Source organism: Streptomyces sp. NPDC088812 (genome assembly GCF_044750285.1).
GTDB lineage: Bacteria > Actinomycetota > Actinomycetes > Streptomycetales > Streptomycetaceae > Streptomyces.
The window spans coordinates 142,352-163,360 of record NZ_JBIVJP010000022.1 but is presented as its reverse complement, the minus strand read 5'-3'; the positions used below and the strand labels follow the sequence as shown (position 1 = coordinate 163,360).

The window sequence follows — 21,009 nt, the reverse complement described above, 5'->3', positions numbered from 1 at the left end:
AGTACCGAATCACCAAGGATTGGTAAAGTGCTTGGTAAAGGAAAATCAAAAGCCGCTGCTCGTAGCGCCTTTACGGCTACTTGGGGAAGCCGTGGGAGCGGTTACCGCAACCAGGTCCGGCGAGCCGTGGCGACCTGGGTGAGGACGTGCTCGAGGACCTGGCTGCCCAACGGCACGAGCGCGGGTTCGTAGGTCCAGGCATGCCCGACCCAGGGGTCGGCGAGGTGGTCGTCGGGGACCGGTGTCAGACGCATCAGCCCGCGCCACAGCGGATCCAGCAACGGACCGTAACCGCCGGCGTCCTCCCGGTCGGCGACCATCATCAGATGGACACCGACGGCGGGGCCCTCGTCCGCGAGATAGCGGAGCTGGTTGACCGCACGGTCGTCGAAGCCGTGCGGGAAGTCGTTGACGACCAGGAGTTGCTGGGATGCGTCGAAGCCGGGAGGGAGCGAGTCGGCCGCGCCTCCGCGGACGGCCATCTGCACCAGGTCCACGCGCTGGGTGAGCCGGCCCAGGGCGTCCGCCACTCCGGCCGCGCCGGCGGCGGGCGGGCCCGCGAGCACACCGGTCCGCACCAGGGGAGCGAGGGCCTGCGCGCCCGAGCCGGCCGGGTCGATGACGTGGACGGTGAACTCGCCTGCGGGATGGACCGCCAGCAGGCGGGCCGTGTGCGCCACGGCCGACTCCATGGCGAGGCGCCTCAGCTCGTGCGAGTCGGCGAAGGAGCCGTCGGACGATCCCGTCCTGCCGCTGTCGATCCACAGCCCGCGCTCCAGCGGCAGCCGCATCAGCAGGGGGACGCGCAGCCGCTCGCTCTCGGGCAGGTGGAGGTCACCCAGGCGCAGGGCCATGGGCATCTCCATGGGCACGCGGTAGGCCTGCCAGACCGGGTTGTCCCAGCGCGCGTACGCGGGCGGCAGCGCCGGCTCCACGACGTCGGCCTCGGCGGTGAGCTGGGCCAGATCCCGGTCCAGGGCCTGCTGGGCCTGCTCGACGAGCTGCGCGTACTTGGCGCGGGCCGCCTCGCGGGCGGCGTCCGCCTGGCCTCCGATGCGGCTGCGCGGGTCGGACAGGATCTGGTCGAGCTCGTTCTCACGGCGGGTGTCGGCGAAGTCGACCGCACTGCGGTAGGCGGCCGTGGTGCGCGCCAGGTCCTCGAACATGCCCCAGACCTGGTTGTAGAGCCGCTCCTCCATGGACCAGCCGGTCGCGTCCCCGGCAACGGGCTGCGTGAGCTGCCCGGGCTGGGCCGGGGGCGCGGTGGGCGGGGGCGGCGGGACGGCGCTGCGCCGGCGCGGGTGCCGGTAGTCGATCGGGCCACCCGTGGGGGGCGCCGACGGTACCGACGGCTGGTTGCCGGCCGACGGGTCGGCCGGCGCGGAGCCCGTCGGGTAGCCCGCCCCGGGGTCGGACGAGCCGGGCGTGCCGGGGCCCTGACCGGCGGCTCCCCCATAGGGGCCGGTGGCGCCCTGGGCCGCCTGTGCGCCGTACGGAGAGCCGCTCTGGTCCTGGCCGAGGGTGGACGCGGCCGCCTGCCGGGAGCGGTCGCCGTCCGTCGTACGCGGCGGTGGAGCGGCCACCGAGCGGGCCACGCCCAGCGCCACGGCCTCCTGAATTCCGGCCGCGAGCTCGTGTGCCTGCGGCAGGCCCTGGTCGGTGAGGAGCTCGGTGAGGCCCCCGGCATAGCCCTGGCCGACCGCGCGCACTTTCCATGCGCCCTGACGCCGGTACAGCTCCAGGGCGACAACGGCCGACTCGGCGTCCAGGCCGGTGATGGTGTAGCTGGCGACCTCTGCGCCGTCGAGACCGGTGACCGCGACGAAGGGGGCCGCGACGGAACCGAAACCGATCGGTCCGCCGACGCCCGAGGGCAGGGCGAGCAGGATGCTGACGCGGTGCACGTCCGCGGCGACGGCGTCCAGGTCCACCGCGAGACGGTGATCGGCGGCCGCCTGCCGGGACACTTCGATGCCTGGCAGGACGGGCGCGCCCGGGTGGGCCACCCACTCCACGCCGTGGATCCTGCCGCTGTCGTCGCCGAGGGTGGCCCCGGCGACGATCGGCGTTCCGGCAGAGATCCTGACCTCGAGGCGGACCTGGGAGAGCGGGTGGTTCTGGCCCCGCACCAGCTCGGCCGTCATCGCCTGTCGCCCCCTGTGTCGCGTGTGGTGTCGTGGTCTCCCGCTCGTCCCGGCCGGGCCTTACAGGACGGGCAGGATGGCGGGCAGCAGGTCCTGGAAGGTGCGGCCGTTGGCCGGGCTACCGAGGGCGGTCATGTTCCAGCCGCTGCCGACGCGGTGCACCTTGGCCATGACCTGGGCCGTGTACGCGCCGCCACCTGCGAGCGTGTAGCGGGCGAGCTCCTGGCCGTTGGTCTCGTCGACCAGACGGCAGAACGCGTTCTGCACCTCCTGGAACGTCTGCCCCGTGAAGGAGTTGACGGTGAAGACGATCTGGTCGATGTGGACCGGGACGCGGGCCAGGTCGACGAGGATCGCCTCGTCGTCGCCGCCTTGGCCGACACCGCCGACGAGGTTGTCACCGGTGTGGCGGACGGAGCCGTCGTCGCTCACCAGGTGGCGGAAGAAGACGACGTCGACCGGCTGCTTGTCCGCGAACAGGACGGCGGAGGCGTCGAGGTCGATCTCCCGGGTGCGGGAGCCGAACAGGCCACGCCGGGGGGCCGCCTGCCAGCCGAGACCCATGCGCACCGCGGTCAGGCTGCCCCCGTCGTTCTTCTGCAGACTGATGGCCTGACCCTTGGTCATGTTGACGGTCACGCGCTGATTCCCCTCTCGAACTGTCCCCTGTTGCCGCGGACCCCGCGGTTGACGAAAACCCTACGCAAGGGCACTGACAGCGCCGTACCCGAGACCGCACTTTGTGTCGTTCTTGCAACACAGTGCGTACGGCGCCCGAGCGCGCCTGGTCCGTCAGGCCAGGCCGGCCTCCTTCATCTGGCGCAGTTCCTTCTTCATCTCGGAGACCTCGTCACGAAGCCGGGCGGCGACCTCGAACTGAAGGTCGGCCGCGGCAGCCCGCATGCGCTCCGTCATCTGCTCGATCTGCTCGGCGAGCTCGGCCGCGGGGCGGTCGGTCGGGACGCTCCGCGCGGCCGAACCCTTGGCGGGCTTGGCGGACTTCGCTCCCTTGGCCGCCTTGTCGCCGAGGGCGGGCACGGGCGCCTTGGCACCGCGGCCGTCCTTCTGCGCCCGGTAGCCCGAGCCGAGCAGCTGCTCGGTGTCGACCTCCTCGCGGGCGATCTGGGCCACGATGTCGTTGATCTTCTTGCGCAGGGGCTGCGGGTCGATGCCGTTCGCCTTGTTGTAGGCGATCTGCTTCTCCCGGCGGCGGTTGGTCTCCTCGATCGCCCGCTCCATGCCGGGGGTGATCTTGTCGGCGTACATGTGGACCTGGCCGGAGACGTTGCGCGCCGCGCGGCCGATCGTCTGGATCAGCGAGGTGCCGGAGCGCAGGAAGCCCTCCTTGTCGGCGTCGAGGATCGCCACCAGGGACACCTCGGGGAGGTCGAGGCCCTCCCGCAGGAGGTTGATGCCGACCAGGACGTCGAACTCGCCGGCGCGCAGCTCGCGCAGGAGCTCGATGCGGCGCAGTGTGTCGACGTCGCTGTGGAGGTAGCGCACCTGGATGCCGAGCTCCAGGAAGTAGTCGGTGAGGTCCTCGGCCATCTTCTTGGTGAGGGTGGTGACCAGGACGCGCTCGTCCTTGTCGACACGTGTCCGAATCTCGTGCACCAGGTCGTCGATCTGCCCCTCGGTGGGCTTGACGACGACCTCGGGGTCGACGAGGCCGGTGGGGCGGATGATCTGCTCGACGACGCCGTCACCGCGCGACAGCTCGTATTTTCCGGGCGTCGCCGACAGGTAGACGGTCTGTCCGATGCGCTCCTGGAACTCTTCCCACTTCAGGGGCCGGTTGTCGAGGGCGGAGGGCAGGCGGAAACCGTGGTCGACGAGGGTGCGCTTGCGGGAGGCGTCGCCTTCGTACATGGCGCCGATCTGCGGGACGGTGACGTGGGACTCGTCGATGACGAGCAGGAAGTCGTCCGGGAAGTAGTCGAGCAGGGTGTTCGGCGGGGAGCCGGGCGAGCGGCCGTCGAAGTGCATCGAGTAGTTCTCCACGCCGGAGCAGGAGCCGATCTGGCGGAGCATCTCGATGTCGTAGGTGGTGCGCATGCGCAGCCGCTGGGCCTCCAGGAGCTTGCCCTGCTTCTCCAGCTCCGCCAGGCGCTCGCCCAGCTCCTTCTCGATGTCGTTGACGGCCCGCTCCAGGCGCTCGGGCCCGGCGACGTAGTGGGAGGCCGGGAAGACGTAGAGCTGCTCGTCGTCGCTGATGATCTCGCCGGTGAGCGGGTGGAGCGTGGACAGGGCCTCGATCTCGTCGCCGAACATCTCGATGCGGACGGCGAGCTCCTCGTAGACCGGGAAGATCTCGATGGTGTCGCCGCGCACCCGGAAGGTGCCGCGGGTGAAGGCCATGTCGTTGCGCGTGTACTGGATGTCCACGAAGCGGCGCAGCAGCTCGTCCCGGTCGATCTCCTCGCCGACCTTGAGGGGGACCATGCGGTCCACGTACTCCTGCGGAGTACCGAGGCCGTAGATGCAGGAGACCGAGGCGACCACGATGACATCCCGCCGGGTGAGCAGCGAGTTGGTCGCGGAGTGGCGCAGGCGCTCGACCTCCTCGTTGATCGAGGAGTCCTTCTCGATGTAGGTGTCCGACTGCGGAACGTACGCCTCGGGCTGGTAGTAGTCGTAGTACGAGACGAAGTATTCGACGGCGTTGTTCGGCAGCAGCTCGCGGAACTCGTTCGCCAGCTGGGCGGCCAGCGTCTTGTTCGGCGCCATCACGAGCGTGGGGCGCTGGAGCTTCTCGATCATCCACGCGGTGGTGGCGGACTTGCCGGTGCCGGTCGCGCCCAGGAGGACGACGTCCTTCTCGCCGGCCTCGACGCGCTTGGCCAGCTCGGCGATGGCCGCCGGCTGGTCGCCGCTGGGCTGGTAGGGGCTGACGACCTCGAAGGGCGCCACCGTGCGTTCGATCTGGGAAACGGGCCGCATGCCATCCACCGTACGACCCCCCACTGACAACGGGGTCCGGTCAGCGGTTCTGCGGGGTCCGGGGCTCGTGCGAGGACACCTTGCGGCGGGTGCGCAGCGGGGCCCGGCGGGCGGGGTGGGGTATCTGGCCGTGGGCGGGGACGCCGGGCTTGTGCTCGACGGGGGTCCAGTCGGGCTTGCCCATGACCATCAGCGGGTCGAACAGGACGACGGCGCCCGCGAGGCAGAGGAAGGAGAGGGGGCCGATCAGCATCGGTGCGAGCAGGCCGGCGGGTGCGTCGCCCTGGGTCGGCGCACCGGTGGTGTGCAGGTGGACGCTGACGGCGGCCATGCCCGTGTAGTGCATGCCGGAGACGGCCAGCCCCATGACGAGGCTGGCACCCACGCTCCACAGCAGGCCCCTGACCTGGCCCGCGGCCCACAGGGCGGCGGTGGCGGCGGCCATGGCTATGGCGACGGAGGCGGCGACGGTGAGCGTGTTGTACTCCAGTGTGCCGTCGAGCTCGAGGCCGGCCATGCCCAGGTAGTGCATCGAGGCGATGCCCAGACCGGTGATCGTGCCCCCGGTGAACAGGGCAGTCCCGGTGGCCCCCCGGTAGCCGACGATGAAGATCCCGACTCCGACCATGACGATGGCCACGGCCAGGCTGGCGTAGGTGATCGGCTTGTCGTAGTGGATCGGTGCGTCCGCGACCGTGAAGCCCATCATCGCGATGAAGTGCATGGTCCAGATGCCGGAGCCGATCGCCGCGGAAGCCAGGGCGAGCCATCCCGGGCGCCAGGAGTGGGCGACGAGCAGGGCTCTGGTGGTGCACCGCAGGCCGAGTGCACCACCGAGGCAGGCCATGACGTAGGCCACCAGCGGTGTGACGATTCCGTAGCTGAATCCGTCGACCGTGCCGTGCATGCGCGGTTGCCCTTCCGCCCTGTTGCTGGATGTCCCTGTGACGCGCACCCCTCCCCGGACGGCGCGAGTGGCCAGAGGTGACGCAGAGAGTATGACTGCCACCGGAATGGTCGAACGATTTTCCGGCAAAGAAACACGCCCCTGCCCCACATGTGCGGCAGAAGTGAGGGGCTCGGGCTTCTCCTGTCGTCCGCGTGGCCGTCGTGCGCTGCTCCGCAGTGGAGCGCCTGCTGCGAGAGTGGAACTGTACGTGATCGCCCGAACGCGAGGAGTGCGCATGTACGCGCGCGTAGTTGCCGCCACGACGACCGCGTTGGTGGGCGTCGTCCTGCTGCTCTCCGTCCACGACGCGCAGGGCGTCGACGGCCGGCCGGAGGTGATCGCCCACCGGGGAGCCTCCGCCGCGGCTCCCGAGAACACCCTGGCCGCCGTCGACGCGGCGGCCGACCTGGGTGTCCGCTGGGTGGAGAACGACGTCCAGCGCACGAAGGACGGCGAACTCGTGGTGGTCCACGACGACAGCCTCCGCAGGACGACCGATGTCGAGGAGGTCTTCCCGGGCCGCGCTCCCTGGCAGGTGAAGGACTTCACCGCGGCCGAGATCGCGCGGCTCGACGCGGGCAGCTGGTTCGGCTCCGCGTACGCGGGCGCGCGCGTGCCGACACTGAGGGAGTTCGTCCGCCGTGTCGAGCATCACCGTCAGAGCCTGCTTCTGGAGATCAAGAACCCCCAGCTGTATCCGGGGATCGAGTGGGACACCCTCAAGGTGCTGGGTGACGAGGGGTGGCTCGACCCGCGGCACCTGGACGACCGCCTGGTCGTGCAGAGCTTCAGCACCGGGAGCCTGCAGAGCGTCCATGACCTGAAGCCGGCGGTCACCACCGCGCTGCTGGGCCGCCCCCCGGTGGCGGACCTGCCCGGCCACGCGCGGTTCGCCGACCTGATCAACCCCTCGTACACGTCGCTCTCCCAGGACTACGTGTCCGCCGTGCACGCGGTCACGGGTCCGCACGGCAAGCCACTGAGGGTCTTCGTATGGACCGTCGACGACGCCTCCGCCGCCCGGGTCGTCGCCGGGTACGGCGTCGACGGCATCATCACGAACCGGCCCGACCTGGTGCGGCAGGCACTGCCGCGCCCCTGACATCCCCCGCCGTCCTCCGGTGCGGTGCGGCCGCCCGGGACGTTGTCAGTGGCGGGTCGTACGGTGGGGGCATGGACAGCCACAGGCAGTACGAGCCGCAGGTCGTGTGGGCCGTCGTCGGTACCGACATCGGTCCGCTGCTGCTGGCCGCGACCCGCGAGGGCCTGGTCAACGTCGTGTTCCACGCCACCGAGACGGTGCGCGACACAGCGCTCGGCCGCCTCGCGGCCCGGCTGGGCACCGAGCCGGCCGAGGCGCCCGGCTCCCCCCTGCTGGCCGAGGCGATACGTCAGGTCGAGGACTACTTCGCGGGTTCCCGGCGCGCCTTCCGGCTGCCCCTGGACTGGTCGCTGATCTCCGGCTTCAACCGGCGGGTCCTGCACGAGCTGGCCTCCGGCGTCCCGTACGGGGCGGTCGTCGGCTACGGCGAGCTGGCGAAGCGGGTGGGCCAGCCGGGGGCCGCGCAGGCTGTGGGGATGGCGATGGGCGCCAACCCCCTGCCGGTGGTCGTGCCCTGCCATCGGGTCGTGGAGAGCGACGGCGGGATCGGGGGCTTCGGGGGCGGTCTGGAGGCGAAGCGGAAGCTGCTCGCCCTGGAAGGCGTACTGCCGGAACCCCTCTTCTGAGCCGGGCGGAGCCGGCGGTCCGGCGGTCCCGCGGCTCCTGAAGGCCGCGCGTGCCCCCGACGGTCGGCCAGGTCTCCGGCGGACGGGCCGGTCGTGCGGGGAGCCGGCGGGGTGCGCCCGGCAGGCCGGTCGCGGGGCGGTGCAGGTGGCGGGGCGGTGCAGGTGGCGGGCGGGGCGCCGGGTGTGTCAGTCGTAGTGCCGTGCCTCGATGACATTGCCGTCCGGATCGCGGAAGTAGAAGCTGCGGGTGGCGTCGCCCCGGGCGCCGAAGGAGCCGTGCGAGACCTCCGACACCGGCACGGCGTGGTCGGCCAGGCGGGTGCCGAGCGCGTCGAAAGCCGCCCGGGGCAGGGCGAGGCAGATGTGGTTCACGGGGTGTCCGGCGCTGTCCGCGGACCCGGGGAGCATGGTCATGCGTTCCGCCGACGTCAGGGGCATGAGATCGAGGAGCGCCTCGTCGTTGACGCGGACGGACGGGAACGGCACCTCGCCCTTCGAGAACTCGGCGACGCGCACGGGTTCCAGGCCGACGGTCCGGTCGTAGAAGTCGGCTGACGCGAGCGGGTCGCGCACCCACAGGACGACGTGGTCGAGGCGTGTCATGTTCTCCGTCATGCCTTCAGGCTCGTGTCGTCCCCCACCGAGTGCAAGGGTTTGACCGGGTGCGCCGCCCGCCAGGAATGAGGGAGGACCGACGGACAGGAGGCGGGCACGTGGTGCTGGTGGTGTCGGAAGAGGTGCGGGAGGCGGTCGACGCGCGTCGACCCGTGGTGGCCCTGGAGTCCACGATCATCGCCCATGGGCTGCCCCGTCCGCGCAATCTGCAGGTGGCGCTGGAGCTGGAGGCGGTCGTACGCGCGGAGGGCGCCGTACCGGCGACGATCGCCGTACTGGACGGGCGGCCCCGTGTCGGCCTGGACAAGGAGCAGCTGGAACGGGTCGCCAACGAGGACGGGATCCGCAAGCTGGGCCACCGCGATCTTCCGCTCGCGGTCGCCTCGGGGGCGAGCGGAGCGACCACGGTGTCGGCCACCGCGCTGCTGGCGGCGTCGGCGGGCGTACGGGTGTTCGCCACGGGCGGGCTCGGCGGGGTGCACCGGGAGTGGACGACGACCCAGGACGAGTCGGCCGACCTGGGGTTGCTGGCGCGCACGCGGATCACCGTGGTGTGTGCCGGCGTGAAGTCGATCCTCGACGTTCCGGCGACCCTGCAGCGGCTGGAGACACTGGGCGTGGCCGTCGCCGGGTACGGCACGGACCGCTTCCCCGGCTTCTATCTCCGCGACTCGGGCCATCCCGTGGACTGGACACTGCGCAGTCCACAGCAGGTGGCACAGGTGATGCACGCTCAAGACGCCCTGGCAGGACCGGATTCTGCGCTGATTGTCGCCAACCCGGTCCCGCAGGAGGAGCAGTTGGATCCGGAGTTGCACGCGCGCGTGCTCGCCGCCGCGCTGCAGGCGTGCGAGGAGGAGGGCGTGACCGGTCAGGCCGTGACGCCGTTCCTGCTCGACTACCTGGTCCGGCACACCGACGGCGCGTCCCTGAGCGCCAATCTGGCAGCGGTACGCGGCAACGTACGGCTGGCGGGGCGGATCGCCACCGCGTGGGCCGGGGCGTGACCGAGGCTGCCCGCACGGTGGCCCCAGGGGCGCGGAGAGGGGCGTTGCTGGTCGTCGGGGACGTCGTGACGGACGTCGTGGCGCGGCACCGGGGGCCGCTGGCGTCGGGGACGGACACGGCGGCGGTGATCCGGACGCTGCCGGGTGGGGCGGGGGCCAATGTGGCCTGCTGGGCCGCGCACTGGGGATGCGCGGACGTACGACTGCTCGGGCGGGTGGGTGCCGACGCGGTGGACTGGCACGAACGGGAGCTGGTCGGCTGCGGAGTGCGGCCCCGGCTCGTCGTCGACCCCGAGGCGTCGACCGGCACGGTGATCTCCCTGGTCGACACGGGGGACGCGGCCGAGCGGACGTTCCTCACCGACAGCGGCGCGTCCCTGCGGCTCGGTCCCGGCGACTGGTCGGACTCCCTCCTCGACGGGGTGGGCCGACTGCATCTGTCGGGATACCTGCTGTTCTCCGCGTCCGGGCGCGCGCTGGTGCGGACGGCGACGGCCTCCGCACGCGCGCGGGAGGTGCCCGTGAGCCTCGACCCGGCGTCGGCGGGGTTCCTGACGGAGTTGGGGGCGGAACGCTTCCTCGGGCTCGTCCGGGGGGTCGATGTGCTGCTGCCCAGTCGTGACGAGGCGTGTCTGCTCACCGGGTGGCCCGACGGGGCGGACGCCGCAGCCGAACTGAGCCGTCACGTGCCGCTGGTGGTGGCCAAGCAAGGGGCTGACGGCGCACTGGTCGCCCGCGACGGCGCCGTCACCGCCCGCGTCCCCGCCGTCCCCGCGACAGCCCGGGACACCACGGGAGCCGGTGATGCCTTCACCGGCGCGTTTCTCGCCGCCCTGCTGGTGGGCGCCGAGCCCGGCGACGCGGCCGCCGAGGGATGCCGGGCGGGCGCGCGTGCGGTGGAGCGGGTGGGCGGCAGACCGCCGGCGCGCGGCGGCGAACCGGGCTCGGCCACGGGCCCTCCCACAGGGCTTCTTCCGACAGAGCCTCTACCGACAGTCCCTCCGGCAATCCTTCCGGCAGGTCTTCCAGCAGGTCTTTCCCCACCGCACAAGGCGGGCGGCGCGACCACGACACAGGGGGCCACGGGTGATGACATGATCGATGACGCGGGAGCGCGGGCGAAAACCAGTCCCGCCGGCTGACGGCGTCGACGGTGAGGCCTGTGGCGATGCCGGCCGCCTACTCCTTCCTCCCCCATGCCGAGATCATCGGCGCGGTCGCCAGATCCATGTTCCCGGCGGCGACGTTGGCCAGGTGCCGGTCGATCTCCTCGTCGGTCGCGAGGTCGGCGGCGACGAGGTCCCCGCGGATCTGACGGACCGTCGCGGATTCCAGGGCGGCGCAGGCAGGTGAGGTGACCGGGAAGTAGGCATCGGCCTCGACCCGGCGCAGTCCGGCCTCGCGCAGCAGGCGCGGGAGTCTGCGGCCGTAGGAGAGGTCGGCGCCCCGGTCGGCGAGGAGCTTGCGGAAGCCGTGCCGCAGCCGGTTCGCCAGTTGCTGTTCGGGACCGTGTTCGTCGGGGCAGAGCAGGGGCTGCAGGGCGGGGTCCGCGTCCTCGACCAGAAGCCGTCCGCCGGGGCGCAGGGCCCTGACCATCGACTGCAGGGCCCGGTCCCGGTCCGGCACGTGAACCAGCACGAGCCGGGCGTGCACCAGGTCGAAGCCCTCCCCCGGCGGCTCGTCGACGCCCACGTCGTGGACGCGAACCTGCACCGGCTGGCGGGCGGCCGGGGTCAGCCGCGAGATGTCGATGTCGGTCGCGACGATCCTGCCGGTCGGTCCGACCTTCTTCGCCAGCCAGGACACCACGGAGGTGCCGCCCGCGCCGACCCCCCAGCAGTGCCAGCCGGGCCCGACGCCGAGTCCTTCGAGATGGCGGAACGTCGTGGGGTCGAAGAGGTCGGCGAAGGCGTCGAAGCGTTCGCCCGCCTCGATCCGCCGGTTGTCGAGGAGGTACCCGTCGGTTCGCGTCATACGTCGATCATCCCAGTTGCCCCGGTTGTCCGAAGCGGGTGACGCGGCCGGTACGCCGTGGCCGAGGGGCTTCGGCCAAGGCGCGAAGGGCCGGCGGAGGGTGCGGAAACGGGGCGGGGCGGGGATGGGAACCCCCGTCGCGGGCAGACCCACGTCAGGTTGTCCACAGGCGGGAACAAAGCGGAACGCCCCCTTCCCACAGGCTTCCCCGCGGTCTGTGCGGGCCTGGCAGACTGGCGCGCCAGGGCGCAGAAATGCGCCACGGGGAGACGTACGCGAGGAGATCCAGATGACCATGGCGGGAAATCTCCGGAAGGTGACCGGCCTGGGCACGGTCGGCGGCCTGCGGAAGATGGCACGGCTGGCTCGGCGGCGCACACGGGTCGACCTGAGCCATCCCGCCCGCTCCCCGCTGGGTTCTTCGGTGGTGAACTGCGTGTCGTACCAGGACGGGGCCCGGGCCCCGGTCGGCGGCGATCTCGTCGACACCGTGGAGCGCGTCCGCAAGAGCGGCCACGGCTTCGTCTGGCTCGGTCTGCACGAGCCGACGAACGAGGAGTTCGCGGGCATCGCCGACCTGTTCGACCTCCATCCGCTCGCGGCCGAGGACGCCGTCGAGGCCCACCAGCGCCCGAAGGTGGAGCGGTACGGCGAGACCCTGTTCGCGGTGTTCAAGACGGTCTGCTACGTCGATCACGAGCAGCTCACGGCGACCAGCGAGGTGGTCGACACCGGCGAGATCATGGTGTTCGTCGGCCGGGACTTCGTCATCTCGGTGCGACACGGACGGCACGGTTCGCTCGGACCGCTGCGCGAGGAGCTGGAGGCAGACCCCGCCCAGCTCGCCAAGGGGCCTTCCTCGGTGCTGCACGCGATCGCCGACCATGTCGTCGACGACTACCTCAGCGTCATCGACGCCGTGCAGGAGGACATCGACCAGGTGGAGATGGACGTCTTCGCCCAGAACGGCGCACGCGTCGACCCTGGGCGCATCTACCAGCTCAAGCGCGAGCTCCTGGAGCTGAAGCGGGCGGTGGTACCGCTCGGCCGGCCGCTGCTGGACCTCGCCGACCGGCCGGTACGCGTGGTCGACCCGGAGATACAGGCCTACTTCCGGGACGTCTCCGACCACCTGATGCGCGCCACGGAGCAGATCGCCGCGTTCGACGAACTGCTCAACTCGATCCTCCAGGCGCACCTCGCTCAGGTCACGGTCGCCCAGAACGAGGACATGCGGAAGATCACCGCATGGGCGGCGATCGTCGCCGTGCCGACGATGGTCTGCGGGGTGTACGGCATGAACTTCGACCACATGCCGGAGCTCCACTGGCGCTACGGCTACGGCATGGTCATCGCCGTGATATCCCTCGCCTGCCTGGCTCTGTACCGGGGATTCCGGCGCAACGGCTGGCTCTGAAGTCCCCGCACGGCTCCTCCGCTCACCCGCTCCACGCCGGATGCCGGGGATCGTCGGCGCGGACGAGGACATCGGCCGCGGCCGCGGGGTCGGTCTCCTGGGCGTAGCGCTCGAAAGCGGGCAGCGTCCAGTGGTCGCCCTCCGGGGTGCGTCGGCGCAGGGCGGCAGGGGAGAGGAGGACATGAACGGTCAGGTCGAACGGGAACCAGTGACGCAGCAGGAGGGGGCCGTGCAGCAACATCACGCCGCCCGGAGGGAGTTGGATGTAAGAACTGCGGGTGGCGCGATCGGTGACGGGATCACGGAGGTCGGGCAGGATCCGGCCGTCGCCTCCCGGATCGAGAGGACCGAACACCTCACGCCACAGGGCACCGGTGTCGAACCAGCCGTCGTAGTAAGCCTCCACGTCGTGGCGTCCGTGCTCCAGGCGGAGGGAGGCGGGACGCAGGAAGCCGTGGGTGTCGACGACACGGGAGGAGCGGCCACGTACACGCAGCGCCTCGGCGACACGTTCGGCCAGGTCACCGGGGCGGGCTGCCGGGGCGCCGTCGAAGGCGACCCGCGGCCAGGGACCGCCGTCGGCCGGGGTCAGGTCGCGCAGCCGGTCGGCAAGGATGTCGCCGAGCCGTTCCCAGGTGATCGCTTCGAATCGCACACGGCCCATGATGCGCCAGACACCGGCCAGGTCGCGTCGCGCTCGGAGTGCCGCAGGCCACACACGGACACCCACGTGGTGCGGGGCCCAGCAGGGGGAATGACATCTTCATGCCGGCCCTGCCAACTCCCCCGCCTCGTCCCAAGCTTCTCGTCGTCCAGCCGCGGCGGCGCAGGCACTGCGCCGGATGCCGCCGCGGGCCGCTTCCGATGCTCGTCCTGGAGGACGGCGCGCCACGCTGCCTCGGCTGTGCCGATCTCGGGCACCTGGTGTTCCTCCCGCGCGGCGACACGGCACTGACCCGACGATCACGTGAGGAGAGCACGCTGTCGGCCGTCGTGGTCCGGTTCAACCGGCGCCAAGGGCGCTACGAGCGGCAGGGGGTCCTCGTCGAGGAGGCGGGCCTGGTCCGGGCCGAGGCACGGTGTCTGGCCGATGCCGAGGCGAGGCGGCGGCGCCGGGCACGGGATGCGCGGCGGCGGGCGGCGCAGGACGCGCGGTTCGCGGACGCGTTCGCGGCGGAGATCCGGCGCCTGTTTCCCGGCTGCCCGGCGGACCGGGCCGAGGCGATCGCCGCACACGCGTCGGTGCGGGGCAGCGGCCGAGTGGGGCGCAGCGCCGCCGGGCGGGCGTTGTCCGAGGGGGCGGTCGTCTCCGCGGTCGTGGCGTCCGTACGGCATCTGGACACGCCGTACGACCGATTGCTGATGAGCGGGGTGGCACGGCGTGAGGCGCGGCTGCGGATCACGGCTGAGGGGGAGGCGGTGCTGCGGGGATGGGGGTGGGGCGGGGAGGGGGGGAGGGGGAGGGGGGTCCCCCTCCCCGAGCGTGAGGCGCAGATCCCGGTCCCCCAGCCATGACACACGCCGCGGCGACGCACGCCACGGCGACGCGATCGTTCATGAGGTGCAGTTGCCGTGCGGTGCCCCGTGGTGACGGACGGTATCGAACCGCATCGGGCGGTTTCCGCCTGGATCACGGGACGCCGGTGACCTGTCGTGCCGTTCGGCCGGTCGGGCCGGTCGGGCCGGTCAGGCCGGTCGGGCCGGTCAGGCCGGTCAGGCCGGTCGGGCCGGTCGGGCCGGTCGGGCCGGTCGGGCCGGTCAGGCCAGTCGCAGCCTGCGGGAGAGCGCGCTGTCGGAACGCTGCGTGGCTGGCCGGTGGGACGTATCGTGGCCGAAAGAGTGCCGCCCGATGACGCACGGCTCGCCACTCGCGTACGCAAGGAACACGGCCATGGCCGATCCCAAGGGATTCATGAGGACGCCTCGCCAGGACTGGCCTCGGCGGCCGGTCGAGGAGCGGGTGCGGGACTGGGACGAGGTGTACGTCCCCGGAGCGTTGCTCCCCATCATCAGCAAGCAGGCGGATCGCTGTATGGACTGCGGTGTCCCGTTCTGCCACTACGCCTGTCCGCTCGGCAATCTCATCCCCGAGTGGAACGACCTGGTGTCACGGGAGGACTGGCGGACGGCGAGTGACCGGCTGCACGCGACGAACAACTTCCCCGAGTTCACCGGCCGGCTGTGTCCGGCGCCCTGCGAGGCCGGGTGCGTGCTCGCCATCAATCAGCCGGCCGTCACCATCAAGAACGTCGAGGCCGCCATCGCGGACCGGGCCTGGGAGGAGGGCTTCAGCCCGCCGCGGCCGCCGGAGCGGCTGTCCGGGCGGACGGTCGCGGTGATCGGCTCGGGGCCCACCGGTCTGGCGGCGGCGCAGCAGCTGACCCGGGCCGGTCACACGGTCGCCGTGTACGAGAAGGACGACCGGATCGGCGGGTTGATGCGGTACGGCATCCCCGAGTTCAAGATGGAGAAGCACCATCTGGACCGGCGTATCGAGCAGATGCGTGCCGAGGGGACGAAGTTCCGTACGTCGACGCAGGTGGGGCGGGATGTCGTGGCCGCCGATCTGCGGACGCGCTATGACGCCGTGGTGATCGCCACCGGGGCGACCGCGTGGCGGGAACTCCATGTGCCCGGGAGGGAGTTGACCGGGATTCATCAGGCGATGGAGTACCTGCCGCTGGCCAATCGTGTGTGCGAGGGGGATCTGGAGGCGTCGCCGATGTCCGCGTCCGGCAAGCACGTCGTGATCGTGGGCGGCGGTGACACCGGGGCGGACTGTCTGGGGACGGCGGTGCGGGAGGGTGCCGCGTCCGTGACCCAGCTGGACATCTACGCCCAGCCGGGCGCGGAGCGCGACGAGGACACGGATCCCTGGCCGACGTACCCGAAGGTCTACCGGCTGTCGGCCGCGCACGAGGAGGCACGCGACCTGGAGACGGCGCCGGCGGCCGACGCGGACGCGCGGTTGTTCGCGGCGTCCACGCTCCGTTTCACGGGCGACGGGAGCGGGCACGTCCGCTCGCTGCACCTCGTCGAGGTGGACGCCGCGCGGCGTCCGGTGGAGGGAACCGGGCGGGCGCTCCCCGCCGACCTCGTGCTGCTCGCCCTCGGGTTCTCCGGGCCGGACCGTGAGGACGGGCTCGTCGAGCAACTGGGGCTGGAGCTGGAGCCGCGCGGCACGATCTCACGGGACATGGACTTCGCGACGAACGTGCCCGGCGTGTTCGCCGCGGGGGACGCGGCGCGCGGGCAGTCGCTGATCGTGTGGGCGATCGCGGAGGGGCGGGCGGTCGCGGAGGCCGTCGACCGCCATCTGACGGGAAGTTCCCGGTTGCCGGCGCCGATCGGGCCGTACGACCGGCCCATGACGGCGTAGAGGCGCGGGCGGGAGGGGGAAGGTGACCGCTTCCGGGGCTTGCGTCCGGGGCTCGGGCTGACGGCTGAGGCTCGCTCCTCAGCGGCGCTCGTCCGTCCCCGCCACCTTGCCCGTCGCCAGGGCCACCCGGTTCCAGGTGTTGATCGTGCAGATCAGGGCGATCACCTGGGCGAGTTCGCCGTCGTCGAAGTGGGCCGCGGCCCCGGCGTAGACGTCGTCGGGGACGCCTCCGTCGGCCACGAGGGTGACCGCCTCCGTCAGGGCGAGGGCGGCTTGTTCCTTCTCGGTGTAGAAGTGGCGGGCCTCCCGCCAGACGGCGACCAGGTGCAGGCGGTCCTCGCTCTCGCCGGCCTTGCGGGCGTCGTTGGTGTGCATGTGGAGGCAGTACGCGCAGTGGTTCAGGTGGGAGGCGCGGATCTGGATCAGTTCGACGAGCGCCGGGTCGAGGCCTTCGCGGGCGGCGGTGTCGAGTCCGACGAGTGCGCGGAACGCCTTGCGGGCGGACCGGGCGAGGTCGAGTCGCGTCCGGGCGGCCTCCGCGGCCTCGATCGCGGTGGAGGCGTTCTCGGGGAGGTGGGCGGTGCCGGCGGTCCCGGTCGCGTCGAGGGTGCCGGTCGCATCGACGACGGTGCCCTCACCGGTGCCGGTGGTCGTCGTGCTCATCGTGTGCGTCGTCATGTGTCTCACCCTAGGAGCGGGAAAGACCGCTTGTAGGGTGCATTTCCATGGTGGAATCGTGGGTCAATTCGGCGGAGCGGATCGGGGCGGACCTGCTTCTTGAGCTGTCCGGACCCGGCGGGCGCCGGGCCGCGCTGATCCGGGCGTTGCGGGAGGCCGTGCGTGGCGGGCGGCTCGCTCCGGGCACCCGGCTGCCGCCGTACCGTTCGCTCGCCGCCGACCTCGGGGTCGCGCGCAACACGGTGGCCGACGCGTACGCGGAGTTGGTGGCCGAGGGCTGGCTGACGGCCCGCCAGGGCTCCGGTACGCGGGTCGCCGACCGGGCGGAGCCCCTGCGGCGGGCCGCGCGCGTGGCCGGGGGTGTGGCCGGGCGCGTGGCCGGCCAGGCGCCTCCCGGCGAGCGTGACCCGCTGCACGACCTGCGGCAGGGCACTCCGGACGCGTCGTCGTTCCCCCGCGCGGCCTGGCTGACGTCCTACCGGCGGGCGCTCCAGCAGGCGCCCAGCGAGGTGTTCGGGCCCGGTGACCCGGCCGGGCGCCGCGAACTGCGGGAGGCCCTCGCCGAGTACCTCGCCCGCGCGCGTGGTGTGCGCACCGTTCCCGAGCGCATCGTGATCTGCTCCGGTTTCGCGCACGCGCTGCGCCTGCTGTTCGGGCGGAGCGGGAGCACGGGCGCGGGTGGAGACGCGCGGGGAGAGAACAACGTCGGGGGCGCGCGGGGTGGCGGGGTGCTGCGGGGTCCGCTCGCCGTGGAGGCGTACGGGCTCGGCTTCCACCGGGAGCTGCTGGCGGCGGCGGGCGTGCGGACGGTGCCGGTCCCCTTGGACGAGGCGGGGGCGCGTGTCGATCTGCTGGGGCGCGAGCGGGGCGTGCTGCTCACTCCGGCGCACCAGTTCCCGACCGGTGGTCCGTTGCACGCGTCGCGCCGGGCAGCCGTGATCGACTGGGCACGCGCGCGTGGCGCGGTCGTGGTGGAGGACGACTACGACGGTGAGTTCCGTTACGACCGCAAGCCCGTCGGCGCCGTCCAGGGCCTCGACCCCGAGCGGGTGATCCATGTCGGTTCGGTCAGCAAGAGTCTGTCACCCGCCCTGCGACTGGGCTGGATGGTGCTGCCGGAGCGGTACGTCGGCGGCGTCCTCGCGGCCAAGGGCGAGCGGGAGGCCTGGGTGAGTCTCCTGGACCAGCTGAGCCTGGCCGACTTCATCGCCTCCGGGGCGTACGACCGCCATGTGCGGCGTATGCGGCAGCGCTACCGCCGACGGCGCGACCGGCTGGTCGAGGTGCTCGCCGGGCACGCGCCGCATGTCGAGGTGACCGGCGTGGCGGCCGGGTTGCACGCGGTGCTGCGGCTGCCGCCGGGCACCGAGCGCTCCACGGTCGAGGCGGCCGCCCGGCGGGGCGTCGCCCTGGACGGTCTCGCCGCCTTCCGCCACCCGCGGACGGCCATGGAGGCCGGTGACGGACTCGTGGTCGGCTACGCGACGCCGTCGGAACACGCGTACGCAGCGGCGCTGGAAGCCTTGTGCGGGGTGCTGGCACCGGGCGGACCGCGGAGCCCTGGCATCGGAACCGCCGCCGACCCCGCCACCGGAGGAACCGCCGAGTGAACCCTGCGGCGGCGGTCCGACACGCCCATGCGCGCGGACCGCCGTCGAACGCCTGGACCGGCTGCTCCCGCCGGGGCAGCCCGCCCCCGCCGAATCAGCCGGATCAGCCGAACCAGCGGAACCAGCCGGATCAGCGGAACCAGCCGAACCAGCCGAACCAGCGGATTGTCAGGCCTTCCGCCCGACCCCCCCGTACCCCGGGATCACCCCGTCCTCCTGGCCCGGCACCGGATCGCCCAGTTCGGGGTGCCAGTCGGGGACGACCGTGACGCCGGGCTCGACCAGGTCGAGGCCGTCGAAGAAGTGGCCGAACTCCTCGCGTGAGCGCAGGGCGAGGGTGACTCCGGCCGCCTTCAGCTTCGCCGTGGCCGCCGCCGACTCCTCCGGGGTGAAGTCGGCGGTGGCGTGGGTCATCATCAGGTAGCTGCCCGAGGGGAGTTCGGCGAGCAGCCGGTTCACCAGCTCGTGCGCGCCGTCCTCGTCGGAGATGAAGTGCAGGAGGGCGACCATGGACAGGGCGACCGGCTGGTCGAAGTCCAGGATCTTCCTGGCTCCTTCGATGATGGTGGCCGGGTCGCGGACGTCCGCCTGCAGGTACTCCGTGACGCCCTCGGGCGTGCTGCGCAGCAGGGCGGCCGCGTGGGCCAGCACGATCGGGTCGTTGTCGCAGTAGACCACGCGGGCGTCGGGCGCCGCCTGCTGGGCGACCTGGTGGAGGTTGGGCTCGGTCGGGATGCCCGTTCCGACGTCCAGGAACTGCCGGATGCCGTTCTTGGTGAGCCAGCGGGTGGCCCGGTGCATGAAGGCGCGGTTGACCCTCGCCATGACCGGGACGCGGGGGTCGAGGGCCAGCATCTGCCGTCCCATCGCCTCGTCCACGGGGTAGTTGTCCTTGCCGCCCAGGTACCAGTCGTACATGCGGGCGGGATGGGGCTTGCTGGTGTCGATCTCGACGGGGGCGGTGGGATCCTGCCCGGTCATGAGGCACTCCGTAAGACGCAAGAGGTAGTCAAGAGGATAGTCAATTCAGTATCACTACAAGGAAGTTCAGGTGCAGGGTGGTTCTTGTCCGGGAACGGGTTCCGGATCGGCATCAGGGACGGCACCGGGGACGGCACCGGGGACGAGTCAGGGGATTGCACCGGGGATGGCTGAGGGGGATGAGCGGGGGACGGCTGAGGGGGATGACTCAGGGGACGGCTGAAGGGCACGGCCAGGGGAAGGACAACACGTCAGGACAGCAGGAAGTCCGCCTTCCCCGCCTTCGCGCCCTCGATGAAGGCCGTCATCTCGTCGGTGGTGTAGATCAGCGCCGGGCCGTCCGGGTCGGTGGACTGGCGGACGGCGATCCGGCCGTCGGCGAGCTTCATCGCCTCCAGGCAGTTCCCGCCGTTGCCGCCGCTCCACGGCTTGTGCCAGCCCTCGCTGCCCAAGTCCCGCGCGGGCATGCCGTTGTAGACCCGTTTGCGCGGCTTGATGCGGTCCATTTACAGCTCCTTGCGGAGATCCCGCAGGATCTCCTTCGTGCGATGTGCCGTAGCGGCCTGCGCCGCCATGCGGTCCATGACCTCGAGGTGGGTCGCCACCTCGGTGCGCGCGTCGAGGTAGACGGCGCCGGTCAGGTACTCGCTGTAGACCATGTCCGGGAGTTCCGGCATGGCGAATCGGAACAGCACGAAGGGCCCGTACGTGCCGGCATGCGGCCCCGAGGAGAACGGGGCGATCTGCAGCGTCACGTGGGGCATCTTCGTGGCCTCGAGCAGTTTGTCGATCTGCGCGCGCATCACCTCCGGGCCGCCGACCGGGCGGCGCAGCACCGTTTCGTCCATCACGACCCAGATGCGGGGCGCGTCCTGACGGGTGAGCAGTTCCTGACGTCGCATGCGCAGGTCGACGAGGCGGTCGATGTCCTCCGGCCGGGTCTGGCCGATGGCGCCGGACTTCAGGACGCCGCGTGCGTAGTCCTCGGTCTGCAGCAGGCCGGGGACGAAGTGGGGCTCGTACTGGCGGATCAGGGCGGCCGCGCCCTCGAGGCTGACGTGCATCGAGAACCAGCCGGGCAGGACGTCGTGGAAGCGCTGCCACCAGCCGGGCCGGTTGGCTTCCTCGGCGAGCAGGACGAAGCCCTCGGCCTCCTCGTCGCTCACCCCGTACGCCTTGAGCAGCAGTTGGAGGTACGGGATCTTGAGGGAGACCTCGGCCATCTCCATACGGCGGACCGTGGCGGGCGCGACGCGCAGGATACGGGCGGCCTCCTCCCGTTTGAGCCCGGCGCGTTCCCGCAGGTCCAGCAGGCGCCGGCCGAGGACGACCTGTCCCACTGTCGGCGCGGACCGCGGTTCGCTCACGCCCCACCTCCACGATGAGCCCGACCGGACGGTCCGTCGGGGACGTCCGGTCGGTCACGAAAAGAATCCTGACAGCCCTGCGGCGCCATTCGAAGACCGAATCGAAGATCTGTACGAGTTAGGTACGGATCTCCGGTGATCTCAACTGGCGCCGCTCAACATGCTGTTGCGAGCAGTGTGCCATGGCGCTCCACCGCGTCACACAGCACTCTGCATTTTT

At 71.7% G+C, this 21,009-nt stretch carries 18 protein-coding genes and 1 pseudogene; 8 read left to right on the top strand and 11 right to left on the bottom strand.

What is annotated here, in order from left to right; all coding sequences use genetic code 11:
* Positions 1-101 precede the first annotated feature (101 nt).
* The 4 genes from ACIP67_RS32860 to ACIP67_RS32845 form a co-directional block, all read right to left on the bottom strand.
* Complete coding sequence (locus ACIP67_RS32860) at positions 102-2,144, bottom strand: TerD family protein (RefSeq protein ID WP_401696662.1); 2,043 nt, start codon at positions 2,142-2,144, stop codon at positions 102-104.
* Between the two features lie 60 nt (positions 2,145-2,204).
* Positions 2,205-2,783 carry a TerD family protein gene (locus tag ACIP67_RS32855; RefSeq protein WP_401696660.1) on the bottom strand — a complete coding sequence of 193 codons (579 nt, stop codon included), beginning with the start codon at positions 2,781-2,783 and terminating at the stop codon, positions 2,205-2,207.
* Positions 2,784-2,936: 153 nt separating this feature from the next.
* Positions 2,937-5,084, bottom strand: coding sequence for an excinuclease ABC subunit UvrB (gene uvrB / locus ACIP67_RS32850; RefSeq protein WP_401696659.1), 2,148 nt, complete (start codon positions 5,082-5,084; stop codon positions 2,937-2,939).
* A gap of 40 nt (positions 5,085-5,124) precedes the next feature.
* Positions 5,125-5,991, bottom strand: a complete 867-nt coding sequence (locus tag ACIP67_RS32845) for an MHYT domain-containing protein (RefSeq protein ID WP_401696657.1) — start codon at positions 5,989-5,991, stop codon at positions 5,125-5,127.
* A gap of 277 nt (positions 5,992-6,268) precedes the next feature.
* Between ACIP67_RS32845 and ACIP67_RS32840 the strand changes: the two genes are divergently transcribed.
* Together ACIP67_RS32840 and ACIP67_RS32835 are read left to right on the top strand one after the other, a co-directional pair.
* Complete coding sequence (locus tag ACIP67_RS32840; RefSeq protein ID WP_401696656.1) at positions 6,269-7,135, top strand: glycerophosphodiester phosphodiesterase; 867 nt, start codon at positions 6,269-6,271, stop codon at positions 7,133-7,135.
* Positions 7,136-7,206: 71 nt separating this feature from the next.
* Positions 7,207-7,761 carry a methylated-DNA--[protein]-cysteine S-methyltransferase gene (locus ACIP67_RS32835; RefSeq protein WP_401696654.1) on the top strand — a complete coding sequence of 185 codons (555 nt, stop codon included), beginning with the start codon at positions 7,207-7,209 and terminating at the stop codon, positions 7,759-7,761.
* A 186-nt stretch (positions 7,762-7,947) separates the two neighbouring features.
* On the opposite strand, the gene ACIP67_RS32830 is transcribed toward ACIP67_RS32835, so the two are convergent.
* On the bottom strand, positions 7,948-8,376 hold the full coding sequence (locus ACIP67_RS32830; protein ID WP_401696652.1) for a VOC family protein: 429 nt from the start codon (positions 8,374-8,376) through the stop codon (positions 7,948-7,950).
* Between the two features lie 98 nt (positions 8,377-8,474).
* On the opposite strand from ACIP67_RS32830, the gene ACIP67_RS32825 reads away from it, so the two are divergent.
* Positions 8,475-9,383, top strand: a complete 909-nt coding sequence (locus ACIP67_RS32825) for a pseudouridine-5'-phosphate glycosidase (protein ID WP_401696651.1) — start codon at positions 8,475-8,477, stop codon at positions 9,381-9,383.
* A pseudogene (locus ACIP67_RS32820) lies at positions 9,368-10,315 on the top strand (carbohydrate kinase family protein); the annotation flags it as partial. The gene ACIP67_RS32825 and the pseudogene ACIP67_RS32820, both read left to right, overlap by 16 nt.
* A gap of 247 nt (positions 10,316-10,562) precedes the next feature.
* On the opposite strand, the gene ACIP67_RS32815 reads toward ACIP67_RS32820, so the two are convergent.
* Complete coding sequence (locus tag ACIP67_RS32815; protein WP_401696649.1) at positions 10,563-11,357, bottom strand: methyltransferase; 795 nt, start codon at positions 11,355-11,357, stop codon at positions 10,563-10,565.
* 289 nt (positions 11,358-11,646) lie between these two features.
* Between ACIP67_RS32815 and ACIP67_RS32810 the strand changes: the two genes are divergently transcribed.
* A complete protein-coding gene (locus tag ACIP67_RS32810; RefSeq protein WP_401696648.1) occupies positions 11,647-12,774 on the top strand; it encodes a magnesium and cobalt transport protein CorA in 1,128 nt (375 codons plus the stop codon).
* Positions 12,775-12,796: 22 nt separating this feature from the next.
* Here the strand turns inward: ACIP67_RS32810 and ACIP67_RS32805 are convergent, their stop codons facing one another.
* On the bottom strand, positions 12,797-13,438 hold the full coding sequence (locus ACIP67_RS32805) for a uridine kinase (RefSeq protein WP_401696647.1): 642 nt from the start codon (positions 13,436-13,438) through the stop codon (positions 12,797-12,799).
* A gap of 101 nt (positions 13,439-13,539) precedes the next feature.
* On the opposite strand from ACIP67_RS32805, the gene ACIP67_RS32800 reads away from it, so the two are divergent.
* On the top strand, positions 13,540-14,289 hold the full coding sequence (locus tag ACIP67_RS32800; RefSeq protein ID WP_401696646.1) for a DUF2293 domain-containing protein: 750 nt from the start codon (positions 13,540-13,542) through the stop codon (positions 14,287-14,289).
* Between the two features lie 376 nt (positions 14,290-14,665).
* Positions 14,666-16,153, top strand: coding sequence for a glutamate synthase subunit beta (locus tag ACIP67_RS32795; RefSeq protein WP_401696645.1), 1,488 nt, complete (start codon positions 14,666-14,668; stop codon positions 16,151-16,153).
* Between the two features lie 78 nt (positions 16,154-16,231).
* Here the strand turns inward: ACIP67_RS32795 and ACIP67_RS32790 are convergent, their stop codons facing one another.
* On the bottom strand, positions 16,232-16,816 hold the full coding sequence (locus tag ACIP67_RS32790; protein ID WP_401696704.1) for a carboxymuconolactone decarboxylase family protein: 585 nt from the start codon (positions 16,814-16,816) through the stop codon (positions 16,232-16,234).
* 62 nt (positions 16,817-16,878) lie between these two features.
* Between ACIP67_RS32790 and ACIP67_RS32785 the strand changes: the two genes are divergently transcribed.
* Positions 16,879-18,441 carry a PLP-dependent aminotransferase family protein gene (locus ACIP67_RS32785; RefSeq protein ID WP_401696644.1) on the top strand — a complete coding sequence of 521 codons (1,563 nt, stop codon included), beginning with the start codon at positions 16,879-16,881 and terminating at the stop codon, positions 18,439-18,441.
* 168 nt (positions 18,442-18,609) lie between these two features.
* Here the strand turns inward: ACIP67_RS32785 and ACIP67_RS32780 are convergent, their stop codons facing one another.
* The 3 genes from ACIP67_RS32780 to ACIP67_RS32770 form a co-directional block, all read right to left on the bottom strand.
* Complete coding sequence (locus ACIP67_RS32780) at positions 18,610-19,422, bottom strand: SAM-dependent methyltransferase (protein ID WP_401696642.1); 813 nt, start codon at positions 19,420-19,422, stop codon at positions 18,610-18,612.
* 251 nt (positions 19,423-19,673) lie between these two features.
* Positions 19,674-19,928 carry a DUF397 domain-containing protein gene (locus tag ACIP67_RS32775; RefSeq protein ID WP_319196274.1) on the bottom strand — a complete coding sequence of 85 codons (255 nt, stop codon included), beginning with the start codon at positions 19,926-19,928 and terminating at the stop codon, positions 19,674-19,676.
* A complete protein-coding gene (locus ACIP67_RS32770; protein WP_401696639.1) occupies positions 19,929-20,789 on the bottom strand; it encodes a helix-turn-helix transcriptional regulator in 861 nt (286 codons plus the stop codon).
* Positions 20,790-21,009 lie beyond the last annotated feature (220 nt).